Raw genomic sequence first — 15,075 nt, 5'->3', positions numbered from 1 at the left:
CGAGGAAGACGAAGGATCGATGACGCTGAACGTGGGCCAACGGGTGCGGCTGGCTGCGGATCTCCGGTTGGCCGGGTCGGTGACCCCGGCCGGGGAGTCCCCACAGGAGACGGGTGCTTTCGCCGCCTCGCTGGCCCTGGCGGCAGGCATCGAGGGCACTGTCGAGCGTGTGGACGAGCACCACCGGCAGCAGAGTCACGAGGTCCGTGAGTACCTGCGTCTCAAGTCGCTCCTCGACGACTTCGGCCACCAGATGCCGCCGGTGAGCAGAAAGCAGCTGGAGGAGCAGGTGGGGGCCTTGGAAGAGCAGTGGGTCGCCTACCAGCGACGGATGCTCCGCGTCACGGTCCGCGTCCGGCTCGACAACGGATTCGTCCTCGACGACGTCCCCGAGGAGGTTTTCGCCTCCGCCTGACCAGGCGTCGGAGCGCTCGCTTTCCGCCTGGTTGTGCGCCTCGACTGCTGGTTGCGGTTGCGGTGGTGCCCAGGCAGATGAGGCCTCCGTTGAAACGGACAGTCCCGGTCGGCAGACAGGGCCTGGGGCCTGGGGCCTGTGGCACGGGCTGGGACATGTGCTCGCCCCGGCAGAACTCGGTGAGTCTGCCGACACGTGCTCGCTCCGGCAGAACTTGGTGCGCCTGCCGGAGCGAGTTGGGCCAAGTGCGTTCCCGCGCGGTGATCGGGCTGTGGGGCGCCGGCCCGGTCACCGTCGGCCCTCCGTACCCGGGTCAGGGGAGAGGGCGGCGCTGGAGCGTGGTGGCCGGGAGGAGTGGCGGTCAGCGGGTGAAGGTGACCCGGTGCTCCTTGAAGGAGGCGCAGTTGGAGCCGGTCACCTGGATGTACACGTTGTTGATCTGGCCGCCCCAGTCGACGCAGTGGCCCTTGCCGTACACATAGGCCGGCCCCGCGTACGAGGTGTACCGCCCGTAGTCCTGGGCGCCCTCGTCGGTGTCGGGGACGTAGATCCATGTGGACATGTCCACGGCGGTGCCCGGGTTCTGGCGGATGGTCGCGACGCAGTTCTTTCCGTTCGACGCGTTGTACGTCAGGTAGACGGTGCCCAGGGAGCCGACGGGCGCGGAGTTCACGGTCTTGTAGGCGCTTCCGCAGACCTTCTGCGGCGTGGTGTTCGGTGCGGCCGAGGCGGGCGCCGCCAGAGCGGTGGCGGCCCCCACCGCCAGGGCGGCGAAAGCGGCCCCCGTCAGAACAGAACGGTTGAATCGCATATTTCCCCCTTGTGATCTTTGGAGATGTTTGCTCCTGCCCTAGGTGACTCGCGGGACGCCGGAACGGTTGTGCATCGGCCGCAAACTCCCCGTCCGCCGAACGGAGTTCCCCGTCCCTTCGACCGAACCACCGGCTCTGGGACCGTTCTTACCGTCCCCGCTCCCCAGTCGCCTGCCGAACGCGCCGCTCGGCCCGGCGACGGATGTCTCACGCTGCCCCACGGCACCTGAGCTGCCTGTTTTCGGCACAGTCGAATCTCGTGGACGGTGATCGTGTTCACGCGCACGCTTACTTTCATCACGACCACCGCACACCTCGGGAGACACTTCATGCGCACCCATCGCCTCGCTGTTCTGTGCAGCACCGCCGTGCTCGCCGTCGCAGGCATGCTCGTCGGCGCCCCCTCCGCAAGCGCTTCGGCCGCCGAGAGCAACTGCAACTACATCGCCGACTCCGCGCGGCCCACGGTCCACCCCGGCGACAACAGCAGTGCGGTCAAGCAGGTGCAGTGCCTCATCAACTTCTACAGCAGCTACCCGGCCTACATCGACGAAGACGGGGACTACGGCCCGGCAACCGCGGACGGCGTGTACTACGTGCAGACGTGCAACGGCACCACCGGCGGCGCCGACGGCATCGTGGGCTCCAGCACGTGGTCCCGCCTCTACACCCCCAAGCCCGCCTGCGCCCTGTAACAGCGACCTCCCGTTCCACCGGCCGCCCGCCTCCGCATTCCGGGGAGCGGGCGGGCCGGCCCGCGAACACCCCCACAGGAGGATCACACGATGACGGACCCGAACCCGAACCCGGACCCGCAGGCCGCAGGCCCCCAGAGGTCAAACCCCATGGCGTCCCCAATACCCCGACGCGTGATCCTCGGCGTGCTCGGAGCCGCCGCGTTGAGCGTGGTGCCCCGCCCGCCCTCGGCGGCGGCCTCGGCCTCGGCCGCGTACACGCTGCTGTCCCGAGCCGCGTGGGGCGCGGACGAGACACTCCGGTACACAGACGGTACGGAGCTCTGGCCGCCCGAGTACTACCCGGTCCAGACCCTCACCGTGCACCACACCGACGACGGGAGCAGCGATCCCGACCCGGCCGCGGTGGTACGGGCGATCTACCGCAACGACACGGTCGGCAAGGGCTACGGCGACATCGGCTACCACTTCCTGATCGACCGGAACGGCCTGGTGTACGAGGGGCGTTGGTCCGGTACCGACGGTACGGCCGCACACGACTCGGCGGGCCGGCTCGTGACCGGCGCGCACGTCCAGGGCTACAACACGGGCAACATCGGAATCGCCCTGCTGGGAACGCTGACGACCACACCCCCGTCGACCGCCGCACGCACCGCGCTCGTGCAGCTCCTGGCCGACCTGGCCGCACGGCACGCGCTCGCCCCCACGGGCAAGGTGCTCTACCTCAATCCGGTCAGCGGGGTCAGCCGCGCCGCGCCGGTCATCGGCGGCCACCGCAACTGGGCGGACACCGACTGCCCCGGTACGGTCTTCACCGACCTGCCCGCCCTACGCCGGGAGGTCGCCGCAATCGTCACGGGATGACCGGCCCGGCCCACACGGCGCCAACCGGTCTCCACGCGCCTCGAGTTGACCCGTTTCGATCTTGCTTTCACGGGGGCGGCGCGGCATTGTCAGCCGCATCGGGGAAAAGAACATGCGTGGGGGGACCGTGCTGCGTATCCACTTCACCACGGAGGATCTCGCGCGAACCCGCCTTGCCGCCAGACCCGACCCCTTATGGGAGATCGCCGCCAGCCTGCACCGATTGCAGTCGCAGCTCGGGCGCTGCGCCCACGCCGCCTGGTACCGCGACGCCCGCGAAGCCATCGCCACCCGGCAACTGGGCGCCGAGGTACGCCGACTGCTCTTCCCCCTGTTCCCCCGCGCGACCTACTTCCCCGACTTCCTCACCCCGGCCGAGGCGAGTCAGGGGCTGGACAGCGGACTCGACGCGATCCTCGACACCCCGCCGTCCAGGGTCCGCCACGAGATCGGTCTGCTCGCCCAGGTCAGGAACGTACCCGCGGACATGTACCGCCTGGCCGACAACGATGTCCGCGCGGACCTGGTCGCGGTGCTGCGCAAGTACCACAACGCCGTCATCGCCCCCTACGCCGACCGCATGCAGGCCCGTGTCGACGCCGAGTGCGCCCGCCGGGGGCGCGATCTGCTCCACGGCGGAGCCGAGGCGCTGCTCGGCGCACTGAAGCCCGCCATGCGGTGGAAGGCCCCCGTCCTGGAGGTGGAGTACGGGGGAGGCCTGGACCGGGACCTGCACCTGGGCGGCCGCGGCCTGCTCCTGATCCCCTCCTACTTCTGCTGGCAGAAGCCGGTCTCCTTCGCCGACCCGGACCTGCCGCCCGTCCTGCTCTATCCGCCGGCGCCGTCCGCTCCCGCGCCCCAGCCCCGCCCGGCCGAGGCGTCGTTGTCGGCACTGCTCGGACGTACCCGCGCCGCGATACTGCTGACGGTGACGCACGGCGCGACCAACTCCGAGATAGCCCGCGCCGTTTCGGTGTCCACGGCCAACGCCAGCCACCACACCACGGTCCTGCGCGACTCGGGACTCATCGCCAGCCACCGGCACGCGAACACCGTCCTGCACACCCTGACCCCGGTCGGCGCGGCACTCCTGCGCCTCCCCGACCAGGACCGCCGGAGCACCCTGCAGAACAGCTGACGGCCCCACCGGCACAGGGGCGCGGGCCGGCGCTTGGCGTCACCTCCGGCCGTGACCTCGGCCGGTGACACGGTGCCGACGACCAACGCCGAAGATCACCTGGCGCAAGTTCCGCATCCCCGTCCGCCTCGTCTCCCGTTCACGCCGGACACCCTTGAGCACACGCCGGTCACCGATCCTGACGAAGCCGGCGCCGGGCCCCGACGATCTCCATGCCGGCCGTCCTGCCGAAGGCAGACTGTCGGGCCCGGTGCCCGGGAGGATACGGCGGCCTCAGCGGGCCCGGGTGGCATCGGCCCGGCGCCCGGTGGCCGCGGCCGGTACCGACGCCAGCAGGAACGCCGCCGAGGCGACGACCGCCGCCGCGTGCAGCCCGCCGATCGTGCCGCCCGCCGTGTCGAGGAGAGTGCCGAAGAGGGCCACACCCATGGCGCTGCCCACCTGACGGGACACGTTGAACACCGCCGACGCCACACCGGCCTTGTCCGCCGGACCCGCCTCCATGACCGCCACGGTGGCGGCCACGACGGTGACGGGCGTCGCCAGGCCCGTCGCCATGAGCGAGGCAACCGGCCTTGGCGCGTCATCCCGCGACACGCGGCCGCTCCGACCTCCCGCGGAGAGATGTCATGGGCAGGCAGCCGGGCCGGGAAGACCTCGCCCGCCCGGACGGTGCGTCAGGTCATGGCGAGCCGGTCCACCAGCAGTTCCACCCTCCGCTCGGCGTCCCCCGGCGGCAGGCGTCCCGCCCGGGTCAGGGTCGCCAGCCCGTGCAGGGCCGCCCAGAACACCTCGGTGAACAGTGCCGGGTGGACGCCGTCCCCGGCGACCTCGCCGAGGCTCTCCAGCAGAGCGGCGAAGGCGTCCTTCAGAGGCTCCGGGGTGTCCTCGTGCGCGAACGCCAGACCACCGTCGAGCTGGAACATGGCGTCGTAGACCGCCGGATTGCGTTCGGCGAAGCCGAGGTAGGCGCGGGCGAGGGCGGTGACCCGGGCGCGCGGGCCGTCCGCGGCGGAGGCCGCGGCCCGCAGCGCCGCGGCCATCTCGGCCGCGCCCTCGAGGGCGACGGCGCCGATGATCTCGCGCTTGCCGCGGAAATGGCTGTAGAGGACGGGCTGGCTGTACTCGATGCGCTCGGCGAGCCGGCGGGTGGTGACCGCGTCCCAGCCCTGCTGCTCGGCGAGTTCGCGGGCCGTCGCCACGATGAGGCGCTCGCGGCCGGCCCGTTCGCGCTCCTTGCGTTCTTGTACCGACATGATTCGATCCTAGCACTGCTAGACAATCGAGCGGCAGCAGTACTAGCGTTGCCTCATCACCTAGCACCGCTAGATTGCAGGAGAGGTCATCATGCTCAACGCACTCGAGGTCTTCACCACCGTGGCCGTCGGCGTGATGGTGGGGGTGGAGTTCTCCGTCGCCTTCTTCGTCAACCCGATCCTCAACGGCCTCCCCGGCGACAACGGCCTGCGCGGCCGCATCCACGGGGCCCGGCTGCTCGGCGCCGTGATGCCGTTCTGGTACATCGGCTCACTCGCCCTCAGCGTGGTCTGGGCCATCGCCGGATGGGACCACCACGGCGCCGGCCTCGTCGTCACAGCCGCCGCGCTGCTGATCCTCAGCGTGGTCATGTCGATCCTGTTGCTCGTCCCGATCAACAACCGGGTCAAGGCGTGGACCGCCGACGGCCTCCCCGCCGACTGGAAGCAGCAGATGAACCGCTGGGACCGCTTCCACTACGTCCGCGTCGCCGTCATCATCGCCGCCTTCACCCTGATGGCCGCCGCCCTCGCCTGAACCCTCCGGCACCCGGTCGCCGGATCGCACGCCGCGGTTCAGCGACTGCCGGGTGGGGGCGGGCAGGACGGTGCCGGGCCGGCGACCGGGGAAGCCTGTGGCGGCTGGGGCCGGCAGGCCGATCCCGATCAGGACGGTCGTGACAGCGGCGCCCGCCGTGATCGCCATGGCCGAACTCCGTATCGGAATCTCACGGCTGGCGAAACGCCGACGCCTGGACGGCCAAGCGGTCGTACCGGGAGCGGCAGGTCCGGCCGGCACGGTTGCATCGACCGAGGGAGCGGCGCCAGACGGGCGGGGTAACGGAGACCGCGAGGTCGTCGGCCCCGTCAGGATCCGGGCCTCAGGACCGCGGTACGGCCGCCGTGCATTCGGACCGAAGATCCGCGATGATCGCGCGAGCGTATCGGGGCGGCAGTCGCCCGCGGACGGGGTCAGTGCCAGTTACTGATCCGCACGTCGTGCGGGTGCGGTGCACCAGTGCCCGTCTCCATCAGGGATTTCAGGCTCATCAGGAACAGTGCCCACTTGGTGGTGCAGTGGTTCATGAACTCCACCTGCTCGCGCCATCCTTCGTGCGCGAACAGGATGATCGTCCACTCGCCTTCCTGCTTGAGGTCGAAGGTCACCGTGGTGCCGACCCATTCCTCGGGACCGCTGACGACCTCCCACCGCACTCGGGTGTCCGGCTGGAGTTCGAGGACCTTCATGTCGAAGCCGCCGACGTCGCCGAAGCGGAACTGCAGTACGTCGTCGCCGCTGCCCTCGGTGTCGGTCGTCCACCATGCGGCCAGACCGTCGACCGTGGTGAGTGCCTGATAGACCGTGTCGCGGGCCGCCGTGGTGCCGACCCGGTGCAGGATGTCCGCCATCTTGATCTCCTCGCTTCTTCGCGTTCTCGGCTCGTTACTTCTTCGCGTTCTTGGCTCGTTGGATCGCCTCGGCGATGTCCTTGACGCGCTGCAGCCGGGCGTCCCACAGTGCGCCCACCGACTGCAACTGGGCCACGGCGCGGCCCAGTTGTGCCTCGTCGACGTGGTAGCGCCGCTCCCGGCCGGCCGCCGTGGACCTGACGAGTCCGGCCCGGTCGAGCACGGTCAGGTGCTTGGTCACGGCCTGCCTGGTGACGGGCAGACGGGCGCTGAAGGTTGTCGCGGTGCCCTGCCCCTCGGCCAGCAGGTCGATCATGCGGCGCCGGGTCGGGTCGCCGATCGCCGACCACAGACCGTCGTCCACGCCGGTGTTCATCGCGCGCCCGCCGCCTGCTTGGCGGTTGCAGCCAGGCGGGGCAGACAGAAGTCCCAGCCCTGCCGGTGGTCGTTGTAGTGCGCCTCAAGCACGGCGGCCTCCGCGCTCCACCAGTCCCTGATGTGCTCGGGGTCGGTGAGTACGTCGAACACCACTTGGGGCGGGGCGTCGACGTACAACTCGCGCTCGATGCTCCCGTACTCCATGTCCGCAGCCACCTTTCGCAACCTTTGGTTGCACATCACGATAGGCGGCGTCGGCGCCTATCGCAACCGAAGGTTGCTCATTGGTGTCGGGCTCGCGGTGTCGGGCCCGCACGGCGGCCGCCCAAGGTCGAGGTTGGGGCTCCCTCCCGGAGGCTGCGGTGCGGGTCGCGGCTGTCCTTGGCGGCCTGCATCGTCGGCGCGAAAGGGTTCGAGGCGCTGGAGGTCGCAGGCGAGGTGGTGTTCGCGGCTCACGGCGTGGTGGTGGGTGATCGTGGTGCGGTGGCGGTGCAGGCAACACGACGGCTCGTCCGGTGGCCCACTCCAGGACGCTGTCGGCAGCCCGCGCCTCGCGGGACAGTTCGGCGGGGAACTGCCTTGGATGACACGGGATTTGGCAACTGCCGGGAGACGGATGTGCGGTTCGGGACGGAGCCGATCGGCGCGTACCGGCTGCTCCCGTCGCAGGATCCCGCACAGTGCGACGGGGACCGGTCGGCCCCGAACCCCTCACCCACCGGGTCGACGGCCTGGGACCTCTGCCATCCGGTGACACGGTCACGGCCGGGTGGTCGACCGCAACCATGGTCAGCTGTGCGGCGTGTGATCCGGTGGGACGGCTTTCGTCTGTTCCCGACCGGAAGGCGAGGGGGCCCGATGACGCAGGAGCAGACCGGGGACACGACGTCGCGGACGAGACCGGGCACGAGGCGGCCCAGGACAGCGCGAGGCCATGTACTGCGCTGGGTGTTCCGCCTGCTCATGGCTGCCCTGATCCTGCTGCTCGCCATGCGCACCTACGAGGAGACGGGCGTCGCGCACGCACAGTCGAACGGAACGCTGCACACGGCCGGGGCCACCATTACGAAGCTGACGTCCCACACGACGAGTGGGAGAGACGGCGGAGGCCAGGACGGCGGCAGCGGCGACTGGAACGTCACCACCAAGCACACGATCGAACTGCGCATCGGCGACGAGGCGAAGACGGTGAACGGCGTCCCGGACGATTCCGCGAACGGCCTCCTGGAGGGGCAGCGGGTCCAGGCGGGCCTGTGGCACGGGCGGGTCGTGGAGATCGACGGGCGTGACGTGTGGCTCGGCTGGCACCCCGGGGGGTGGGACATGGCACTGTTCATGCTCTACCCGCTGGTCTTGGGTTATCTGATCGCCCTCGCCCTGGCCGCCGCCGCATACTTGGCCGGCCGCGACGGCGGGGTACGGCTGGAGCGGCGGGAGCGGGCCCCATCCTGGTTGTTCGGGTTCCTCGTAGGGATGGCGGCGAGCTTCGTGCTCATGGGGTGCGCGGCTTTCGGGAACACCATCGCGTACTGGCCGCTTGCTCCCGTCGGAGCCGGAACCGCCACCGCGCTGGCGGGGCTGAGGCGAGCGCTCCGGCGAGCCCGGGCCACACACGTCGAGGACTCACCCAGCGGGAGCGCCCCGGCCCAGGCCTGATGGCCGGGACTCGGCCGCCCAGGCGATCAATCTGGGCTGATCATGCAGAATCGGTCGGGAAGGAGACCTCCGTGCTCGGCGCCGGCGGGCCTCCATGTGCGATCGCCCTCGCCACAAAGACCCGCTACGGCGGGCGCAAGGGCGACCGCGCATGGTGGTTCGAGCGCAAGCGGCACAGGCACCAGCTGATCCAGCACGGCGGTACGGACAGGACCAGCCTCGCGGCTGCCATCCTGCGGTACCGCGGCAAGCCCGACTACATCGAGCGGGTCATCATCTTCCGCCCGAACACGAGGTTCTGACCATGACACGCAAGACAAGACTCGCCCGCTTCGCACTGGCCGCCGCCGTCACGGGCGGACTTCTGACGGGCTGCACGTCGCACGGCGAGTCCCTGACGTACCAGACGGACTACAGCAATCACCGGCCACTGCGGGTCGTCGGCTACCCCTCCACGGGAAGTCTCGAGACGGTGCAGAAGGCCGTGTGGCGGCTCGCCGACGGTGACGCCGACGCACTGGCCGCGCTCGCCGTCGACGACACGCACGCCGACGCGACGGCCCGCAACTGGGTCAAGGCCTTCGGCGCCGCCGCCAAGGCAGACGTGACAGCGGACTTCTACGACGAGGGCTCCGTACGGCAGGTCGTGGTCCTTTACTTCGCCAAGAGCGGCCAGGTCAAGGAGATCGAGGCCCGCATAGGAGACGACGACACCTGGGGACTCACCCTGGCCGAACCCGACCCGGCCGAGGCAAGGGCCAAACCCACATGGGCCCCATCGAAGCCGGGCCACTCCGGCTCCCGCACCTCCGGCACCCCGTCCGGGAACTAGGGCCTGTCGTTTGGATCATGCGGCGGGACGCGGGGCAGCCGACAACGCACCGCGCCTCGACGCCACCTGATCCAAACGGCAGACCCTAGCGGTCCCCGGCCTCCGCACTCATGCACAGGCCGGAAACCCCCTGTCACTCCGACCCGGGCAGACTCTCCTCCTGTGCCGAGCAGGGCAGTCCGGGACCGAGACGGAGATGGGCAGGCGGCCTCGTCGCGTACTGCGGAACCGTCGTTCGCCCGCTCCGGAGCAGCGGTTCACCTGCGTAAGCCCGGATACCGGGACCGGGCAGCGTCAGGCGTCCAGGGCGGGCGCAGTTGAAGTGGACGCTGGGCCCCAGTTGTCCTGGGCTGGAGCCAGGCTCCATTGACGCAGCGGCTTCTCCGGGGGAGCGGATGCGGCGTGAGGCGAGCCGATGAGGCCTCGTACAGCCATCGGAGCCTTCCTCGGCGGCTGGCCGGCCACCACGTACGACATCCGCCCCGCTCTACGCCGCCGCCGTCCTCCTCCTTCGGGCGATGACGGCCGTCACGGTGTCCATGCCCGCTGTACGGCACGCCCGTTTCCCCGGCGGCACGCCGTGCTGTGACGGAGCGGTGATGTTCGGGGGTTGGGCTGGTCCGGTCTGCTGTCCGGCCTTCGGGTTGGGGGCCTGACGTCCTCGCGAGCGGCGTTGACGGTCCGGGATGACTCGGCTCGGCCCGCTCGATGCGGAGCGGGCCGAGCCGACGGACCATGAGCGGTCAAGCGCTGTGGTCAGTCGCGCCGGATCAGTTCCGGGTCGATGCGCCGTCCCACGAGCGGGAGTGTGCCGACGGCGGAAACGGCCGCAACACCCGCTGCCGCGAGCGCGAGCATCGGGACGCCGGCGAAGTCCCAGTAGATCTCGCTTCCCCCGGTGACGAGGTAGCAGGACTCGGCGAACTTGCCCGTCACGAGCGCCAGTGCGAGCCCGATGCTCAGGGGGAGCACGACCTGTACGCACTGCACGGCTCGCATCGTCCGGGCCCGTGCTCCGATCAGTGTGATGGCGGTGACCTGTGCGCGTCGCTCCACCGCCCGGTCGGTCGCCGAGACGACGAAGGCCGCAGTCCCGATGACCAGACCCATGATCATGCCGACGGCGAGCAGGGTCTCGAGGACGGCGATCTGCTGGAGGCCCTCGATGTTCACGCCTATGGGTTCGACTTCGATGGTCGGGGCGACAGCGGCGATACCGTCGAGGACCCTGCGGACCTCGTCGTGGTCGGAGCTGCTGGTGAGGACGTACCGCGCTCCCTCCGGGCGGGCCGTGGCGGACAGCGCCGACGGCGGGACGAGTACGTCCGCTCCGTGTACCGCCGACGGGTCGTAGGCGCTGTAGGCGATGGTGTCGTGCGGAAGTTCGATGTTCAGGGTCTTGCCGGGACCGCCCTTCGGATTGCGGAAGGGGAGAGTGTCACCAGGGCGCGCCCCCTGGCCGGTGCCCGCGTTCGGGTCACTGAGCCGCATCACCTTGCCGTCGACGCATCCGTCGGAGTGCCTTACCAGCTTGGACAGTTGGCCGCAGGTGGCGACGACGGCGCTGGCCCAGGGCTGGTCGGCGGAACCGTTGGGGTCGGTCCAGGACTCCATCGTCACAGCGTGCGCGCGTACCCCCGGCAGGGCGGCGAGATCGTGCTGTTGCCGAGCCGTGAGCGATGACAGAGGGATGGAGTAGTCCTGCACGGGAGAGGACGGCCGGGTGACCTGCTCCAGCTGGATCAGGACGCCCTGGGCCAGGGAGGCGGAGAAGACGAGGAGCACGAGGCCGGTGACGACTCGCATGGTGCTGCCCGGCTCGACCTCGTTGCGGCGCATCGCCAGGTTCAGGGTGAGGGACTGGGTGGTCCGCGCCAGTCGGAGGGCAAGGGAGTAGGAGATCAGGGGCAGCGTCAGTACCAGCCCCAGGCCTGTCAGCAGAATGCCCGCCGGCATCAGGAGCGCGTTCGGTCCGAGGCTGTTGGCGGGGTGGTCGGTGAAGCCGGTGGCGCAGTAGCCGACGACGATGCCGAGGCCGGTCACCAGGAGCAGGGCGCCCCACTTGGCGGGGCGCTTGGGGGCGGCGGTGCGGCGTACCGCCAGTGGATTGGCGGCGGCATCGCGTGCGCTGGCCCGGCCGACGAACCAGGCGAGGAGCGGGGAGCCGATCAGGCAGACGGCGACGGTCGTCGCGGACAGCTCGCCATCGGCCGGGTACCACCTCAGACTGGGAAGTCCGGTCCGGGTCATCACCTGGTTGAGGACCCAGTACTCGCTGAGGCCGAGAACCGCGCCGAGCAAGGCCGCCATCACGGTTTCGGCGGCGTTGACCCGCTGGGTTCCCTTGGTGCTCAGGCCCAACAGACGCAAGGAGGCGAGGCGGCGGTTCCGGCTGGCGGCGGAGAGCCGGGCACAGACGGAGAGGAAGATGCCGAGGGGGAGCAGGACCAGTGAGCCCAGGGCGAAACGGATGTACGTCAGGGTCGAGGGTTCGACGGCAGGGAAGGGCGTGTAGCTGTATCCCCATCCCTTCAAGGCGCGGCCCTCGCCGGCGATCTTGCCGCGTGTCGTGCCGATGTAGGCGAACAGCTCGTCGGGGTGGGCGAGTCCGGTCGCGCCGATCAGACCCTTCTCGTGACCTGGCAGGAGTCCCCTGACGGCGGGTCGGTCACGCAGCAGGTCGTGTACGCGAGGAGAGACGAACACCTCGCCCGGGGCCGGGAGTTCCTTCAGCCCGGGCGGGGCGTTGTCGGCGTTCTTGATCCCCTTGGCGACGAACACCCGGGTGAAGGCCTTCGAACCGTAGGGGTCGGTGCGCTGGAGCAGCAGGGTGGAACCCGCGGGCCGCGCGGACGTGGTCTGCGGTTGTCGTGCGGCGGCCCGGCCGTCGTGTGCGTCGAGGATCTGCGGGACGGTGAGGACGAGAGCGAGGCAGCAGACCCCGAGGGAGCCGCCGGCCGCCATGAGGAAGAAACGTATGCGGTTGCCGCGACCGGAGCCGAACAGCAGGCGCAGACCGAGCTGGAACTCCCTCACGCCGCCCCCCGATGGGTGAGGATTCCGTCGGACATCGTGTAGTGGGTGTCGGCCTGCGCGGCGACGGCGGGGTCGTGGGTGACCAGGATGACGGCCGTGCCCTGTGAGCGCGCCAGGCCGAGGAACTCCTTCAGTACGGCGGATGCGTTGGCGCTGTCCAGGGACCCGGTCGGCTCGTCGGCGAACACGACGGCCGGGCGGTGGACCAGGGCCCGTGCGACGGCGACGCGTTGGCACTGACCACCCGACACCTGCGACGGGCGGCGCTCGCGCAGCTCGCCGAGTCCGAGCCGGGCGAGGACTTCACCGGCGGCCGCGAGCGCGGGACGCTTGCGCTGCCCGGCCAGGCGTAGTGGCAGGGCGGTGTTCTCCTCGATGGTCAGCTCGGGGAGCAGTTCGCCGTACTGGAAGACGAAACCGAAGCGTTCACGGCGCAGCGTACTGATCTCGTCGTCGGTGAGATCGCCGAGCGACTCCCCTTCGAACCGGACCTGCCCGCGCGCGGGAGGCAGCACTCCCGCGAGGCAGTACAGCAGCGATGACTTCCCCGAACCGCTCTGTCCGGTGATGGCGGTGACCTCCCCCCGGGAGATCGAGATGTGGGCGTCGCTGACAGCCAGGTGCTTGCCGTAGGAAAGGTCGACACCCTTGGCGGAAAGGACTTCTGACGTACTGATGGCTTCCCCCAAAGAAGCGACCGGGCCCAGGAGGTCAGCCTGGGCCCGGTACTTGGCGGTGTGGTTTTGCTTACCGCTGGTAGTGCTTGGTAGGCGAGCAGTTGTCCGGGTTGAACGAACCCTTGTCACGGCAGACGCGTATGTACGCGTCGTCGGTGTAGCGCTGCGAGGGCGCCCAGTTGGAGTAGTTCAGCGGAACGGTCTGCCCCTGCTTGCCGTTGTAGCGGCTCCAGTCGTAGCCCTCGACCTTCACCTGCACGTACACGTTGTGATCGTCACCGTGGTCGGCGTCCTGGAGCTGGCCCTTCCACTCGAAGGCGCCGTGGTCCTCGCCTGCGGGGTGCCACGCGTACTCGCCGTGGTGGAACTTCGCACCGCCGGTCGACAGTGTCGGAATGTCGTGCCACGAGGCGGCGAACGCTGTGCCTGCCCCCATGGCGAAGAGGCCGGCCGCGAGGGCGCCTACTGCCAACTTGCGCATTTTTTCTCCCGTTTGTTTTCTGTTGTACGACTCTGATGGTCAGTCAGAGCGGTATGAAAACTAACATCGGCCAATTGGCTGGATCGTGGTGATGTGTTGGATCTTGTCCGGTCTGTCCGGCCTGATGGCAGGCGCTTTTTGCGATGCCTTTACCCACCTCATGTGCTGCTATGACCATGGGCGAGCCGTGCGCAAGCGCGGCTTTTCCGTCGCGCACTGGGCGAACCTCACCGAACCGCTGCGCCTGCTGGGCCGGGAGGGACGGGGCATCGGCCTGGCTTGCATCGACTTCGAAGGAGGCGAGGTTGGCGATGGCCCGGTAGGCGGCAGGCAGGGTCTCGCGTCGGTGGGTCCAGCGCGCCAGTTGTTTCCAGCGTTTGTGGTCGGCGAGGGCGTGTTCGACGGTGATGCGTTTCGAGGAGTGCCGGTGGCGGGCTCGGCGGCGGGCTTCATGGACCTAGGGCGGGCTGATCCAGTTTCCCTTCCGCGGCGGGGTCGCCGCCTGCCCGGGGTGATTACGGCGAAGACCGAGGTAGCCGTCGTCGAGAAGGACCTCGACATCGGGATAGTGCTGGAAGCGGATCCCGATGCCTTCGTTGCGTGTGGCGGTCGCGTCGTGCCTCCGTCCAGGCCACGGGGCATCGACCCGTAAGGTACGACCCTGGTGGTCGGCGATGACGGTGGCCTTCATCGTGTTCCGCTTCTTCTTGCCGGAGACGAACGCTCGCCGCCCACCACGGCCGGCCGGCGGCCGGCGGACCTGGATCTCGGCGGCATCCAGCCGCAGCTAATGACCTTGGCCTGGGCATGGGCGAAAACGTCAGTCAGCGTGCGAAGGCGCAGGCCAGGGCGATCGGGAACCGCGCATCCGCGCTCAGCCAGGAGCGTGCGTATCTCTCCGGTCGCGCGAGTGATGGTGGAGCGGTCAACGCCGAACAGCAGTCCCAGCACCGAGTGCGGCAGATCGTGCCGCAGATGAATGAGTGCGGCCGTCAACCGGTCGACGAACACCAGGCGGTAGCGAGCACCGGCTCCAGCAGCCCGCTTCCTGCTCCCACCTCGCGCAGCATGACGGCAGCCCTCGATCCAGGCCTGCCAGAGCCCGGCCAACTCCTCTACCAGACAAGCCAGATGGCGCCGAGAGACCCCGGTGGACAGCCGATGCGTCAGGACCTGTCGATTGACCAACTCGTAAGGGCTGTACTCAAGTTGCCTTCATCCGCGATGGCGCCGACACCCAAACACGACCCGGTGAATCGTCCCGGGCGCCAGCACCAGGCCCCGCTCACACCGGTGCGGCGCTGCCACCCGGAGGCCGGCGGAGCAGGTGCAGACAAACGACCGAGGCAACGACGGTCCGCCGTTCGAAGGCGTCCAGGCGGGGACTCGTCAGATCAGATGCCCTCTAGTGGCGGGACATCTCCG

General features: G+C 69.6%; 17 protein-coding genes and 1 pseudogene. 8 read left to right on the top strand and 10 right to left on the bottom strand.

The features are described from left to right. The first annotated feature begins 19 nt into the window (after nucleotides 1-19). Complete coding sequence (locus tag OG410_RS01340; protein ID WP_329297352.1) at nucleotides 20-415, top strand: hypothetical protein; 396 nt, start codon at nucleotides 20-22, stop codon at nucleotides 413-415. A 361-nt stretch (nucleotides 416-776) separates the two neighbouring features. Here OG410_RS01340 and OG410_RS01335 read toward each other — a convergent pair whose 3' ends face one another. After that, the gene (locus OG410_RS01335; protein WP_329297351.1) at nucleotides 777-1,226 is read right to left on the bottom strand and encodes a spore-associated protein; all 450 of its coding nucleotides are present in this window, start codon (nucleotides 1,224-1,226) and stop codon (nucleotides 777-779) included. A 330-nt stretch (nucleotides 1,227-1,556) separates the two neighbouring features. Between OG410_RS01335 and OG410_RS01330 the strand changes: the two genes are divergently transcribed. The 3 genes from OG410_RS01330 to OG410_RS01320 all read left to right on the top strand — a co-directional run bounded on the left by OG410_RS01330 (nucleotide 1,557) and on the right by OG410_RS01320 (nucleotide 3,924). Further along, nucleotides 1,557-1,922 (top strand): peptidoglycan-binding domain-containing protein, encoded by a 366-nt coding sequence (locus OG410_RS01330; protein WP_329297350.1) that lies wholly within the window; start codon nucleotides 1,557-1,559, stop codon nucleotides 1,920-1,922. Between the two features lie 150 nt (nucleotides 1,923-2,072). Further along, nucleotides 2,073-2,786, top strand: a complete 714-nt coding sequence (locus tag OG410_RS01325; protein WP_329297349.1) for a peptidoglycan recognition protein family protein — start codon at nucleotides 2,073-2,075, stop codon at nucleotides 2,784-2,786. A 112-nt stretch (nucleotides 2,787-2,898) separates the two neighbouring features. After that, entirely contained in the window at nucleotides 2,899-3,924 is a 1,026-nt protein-coding gene (locus OG410_RS01320) for a winged helix-turn-helix domain-containing protein (protein WP_443063698.1), read from the top strand. A 273-nt stretch (nucleotides 3,925-4,197) separates the two neighbouring features. Here the strand turns inward: OG410_RS01320 and OG410_RS01315 are convergent, their stop codons facing one another. Both OG410_RS01315 and OG410_RS01310 read right to left on the bottom strand, forming a co-directional pair. Further along, nucleotides 4,198-4,482 carry a hypothetical protein gene (locus tag OG410_RS01315; protein ID WP_329297348.1) on the bottom strand — a complete coding sequence of 95 codons (285 nt, stop codon included), beginning with the start codon at nucleotides 4,480-4,482 and terminating at the stop codon, nucleotides 4,198-4,200. Nucleotides 4,483-4,601: 119 nt separating this feature from the next. After that, entirely contained in the window at nucleotides 4,602-5,180 is a 579-nt protein-coding gene (locus OG410_RS01310; protein WP_329297347.1) for a TetR/AcrR family transcriptional regulator, read from the bottom strand. 91 nt (nucleotides 5,181-5,271) lie between these two features. On the opposite strand from OG410_RS01310, the gene OG410_RS01305 reads away from it, so the two are divergent. Then, on the top strand, nucleotides 5,272-5,718 hold the full coding sequence (locus tag OG410_RS01305) for a DUF1772 domain-containing protein (RefSeq protein WP_329297345.1): 447 nt from the start codon (nucleotides 5,272-5,274) through the stop codon (nucleotides 5,716-5,718). Between the two features lie 434 nt (nucleotides 5,719-6,152). On the opposite strand, the gene OG410_RS01300 is transcribed toward OG410_RS01305, so the two are convergent. Genes OG410_RS01300 through OG410_RS01290 form a run of 3 tightly spaced genes read right to left on the bottom strand, consistent with a single transcriptional unit; the run spans nucleotide 6,153 to nucleotide 7,172 of the window. Beyond that, nucleotides 6,153-6,590, bottom strand: a complete 438-nt coding sequence (locus OG410_RS01300) for an SRPBCC family protein (protein ID WP_329297344.1) — start codon at nucleotides 6,588-6,590, stop codon at nucleotides 6,153-6,155. Nucleotides 6,591-6,624: 34 nt separating this feature from the next. Further along, entirely contained in the window at nucleotides 6,625-6,966 is a 342-nt protein-coding gene (locus OG410_RS01295; RefSeq protein ID WP_329297342.1) for an ArsR/SmtB family transcription factor, read from the bottom strand. Beyond that, complete coding sequence (locus OG410_RS01290; protein WP_329297341.1) at nucleotides 6,963-7,172, bottom strand: SRPBCC domain-containing protein; 210 nt, start codon at nucleotides 7,170-7,172, stop codon at nucleotides 6,963-6,965. The genes OG410_RS01295 and OG410_RS01290 overlap by 4 nt, the downstream gene beginning before the upstream one ends. 759 nt (nucleotides 7,173-7,931) lie before the next feature. Here OG410_RS01290 and OG410_RS01285 point away from each other — a divergent pair. The 3 genes from OG410_RS01285 (at nucleotide 7,932) to OG410_RS01275 (ending at nucleotide 9,456) form a co-directional block, all read left to right on the top strand. Further along, complete coding sequence (locus tag OG410_RS01285) at nucleotides 7,932-8,624, top strand: hypothetical protein (protein WP_329297340.1); 693 nt, start codon at nucleotides 7,932-7,934, stop codon at nucleotides 8,622-8,624. Between the two features lie 71 nt (nucleotides 8,625-8,695). Continuing rightward, on the top strand, nucleotides 8,696-8,926 hold the full coding sequence (locus tag OG410_RS01280) for a hypothetical protein (protein ID WP_329297339.1): 231 nt from the start codon (nucleotides 8,696-8,698) through the stop codon (nucleotides 8,924-8,926). A 2-nt stretch (nucleotides 8,927-8,928) separates the two neighbouring features. Further along, nucleotides 8,929-9,456, top strand: coding sequence for a hypothetical protein (locus OG410_RS01275; RefSeq protein ID WP_329297338.1), 528 nt, complete (start codon nucleotides 8,929-8,931; stop codon nucleotides 9,454-9,456). 756 nt (nucleotides 9,457-10,212) lie between these two features. Here OG410_RS01275 and OG410_RS01270 read toward each other — a convergent pair. The 4 genes and pseudogenes from OG410_RS01270 to OG410_RS01255 all read right to left on the bottom strand — a co-directional run. Next, complete coding sequence (locus OG410_RS01270) at nucleotides 10,213-12,492, bottom strand: ABC transporter permease (protein WP_329297337.1); 2,280 nt, start codon at nucleotides 12,490-12,492, stop codon at nucleotides 10,213-10,215. Beyond that, on the bottom strand, nucleotides 12,489-13,181 hold the full coding sequence (locus OG410_RS01265; protein ID WP_329297336.1) for an ABC transporter ATP-binding protein: 693 nt from the start codon (nucleotides 13,179-13,181) through the stop codon (nucleotides 12,489-12,491). The genes OG410_RS01270 and OG410_RS01265 overlap by 4 nt, the downstream gene beginning before the upstream one ends. Before the next feature lie 58 nt (nucleotides 13,182-13,239). After that, complete coding sequence (locus tag OG410_RS01260) at nucleotides 13,240-13,650, bottom strand: hypothetical protein (RefSeq protein WP_329297335.1); 411 nt, start codon at nucleotides 13,648-13,650, stop codon at nucleotides 13,240-13,242. A 295-nt stretch (nucleotides 13,651-13,945) separates the two neighbouring features. Beyond that, nucleotides 13,946-14,838, bottom strand: a pseudogene (locus OG410_RS01255) (transposase family protein); the annotation flags it as partial. Nucleotides 14,839-15,075 lie beyond the last annotated feature (237 nt).

This window comes from Streptomyces sp. NBC_00659, from assembly GCF_036226925.1.
GTDB lineage: Bacteria > Actinomycetota > Actinomycetes > Streptomycetales > Streptomycetaceae > Streptomyces.
The sequence above is the reverse complement of the archived record's forward strand: the minus strand, read 5'-3'. Positions and strand labels throughout refer to the sequence as shown.

Coding starts and splice junctions, on each gene's coding strand:
- OG410_RS01315 (WP_329297348.1), bottom strand. CDS start 4,482: ATGGCGACGGGCCTGGCGACGCCCGTCACCGTCGTGGCCGCCACCGTG.
- OG410_RS01335 (WP_329297351.1), bottom strand. CDS start 1,226: ATGCGATTCAACCGTTCTGTTCTGACGGGGGCCGCTTTCGCCGCCCTG.
- OG410_RS01340 (WP_329297352.1), top strand. CDS start 20: ATGACGCTGAACGTGGGCCAACGGGTGCGGCTGGCTGCGGATCTCCGG.
- OG410_RS01295 (WP_329297342.1), bottom strand. CDS start 6,966: ATGAACACCGGCGTGGACGACGGTCTGTGGTCGGCGATCGGCGACCCG.
- OG410_RS01305 (WP_329297345.1), top strand. CDS start 5,272: ATGCTCAACGCACTCGAGGTCTTCACCACCGTGGCCGTCGGCGTGATG.
- OG410_RS01330 (WP_329297350.1), top strand. CDS start 1,557: ATGCGCACCCATCGCCTCGCTGTTCTGTGCAGCACCGCCGTGCTCGCC.
- OG410_RS01325 (WP_329297349.1), top strand. CDS start 2,073: ATGGCGTCCCCAATACCCCGACGCGTGATCCTCGGCGTGCTCGGAGCC.
- OG410_RS01310 (WP_329297347.1), bottom strand. CDS start 5,180: ATGTCGGTACAAGAACGCAAGGAGCGCGAACGGGCCGGCCGCGAGCGC.
- OG410_RS01290 (WP_329297341.1), bottom strand. CDS start 7,172: ATGGAGTACGGGAGCATCGAGCGCGAGTTGTACGTCGACGCCCCGCCC.
- OG410_RS01300 (WP_329297344.1), bottom strand. CDS start 6,590: ATGGCGGACATCCTGCACCGGGTCGGCACCACGGCGGCCCGCGACACG.
- OG410_RS01260 (WP_329297335.1), bottom strand. CDS start 13,650: ATGCGCAAGTTGGCAGTAGGCGCCCTCGCGGCCGGCCTCTTCGCCATG.
- OG410_RS01285 (WP_329297340.1), top strand. CDS start 7,932: ATGGCTGCCCTGATCCTGCTGCTCGCCATGCGCACCTACGAGGAGACG.
- OG410_RS01320 (WP_443063698.1), top strand. CDS start 2,899: ATGCGTGGGGGGACCGTGCTGCGTATCCACTTCACCACGGAGGATCTC.
- OG410_RS01275 (WP_329297338.1), top strand. CDS start 8,929: ATGACACGCAAGACAAGACTCGCCCGCTTCGCACTGGCCGCCGCCGTC.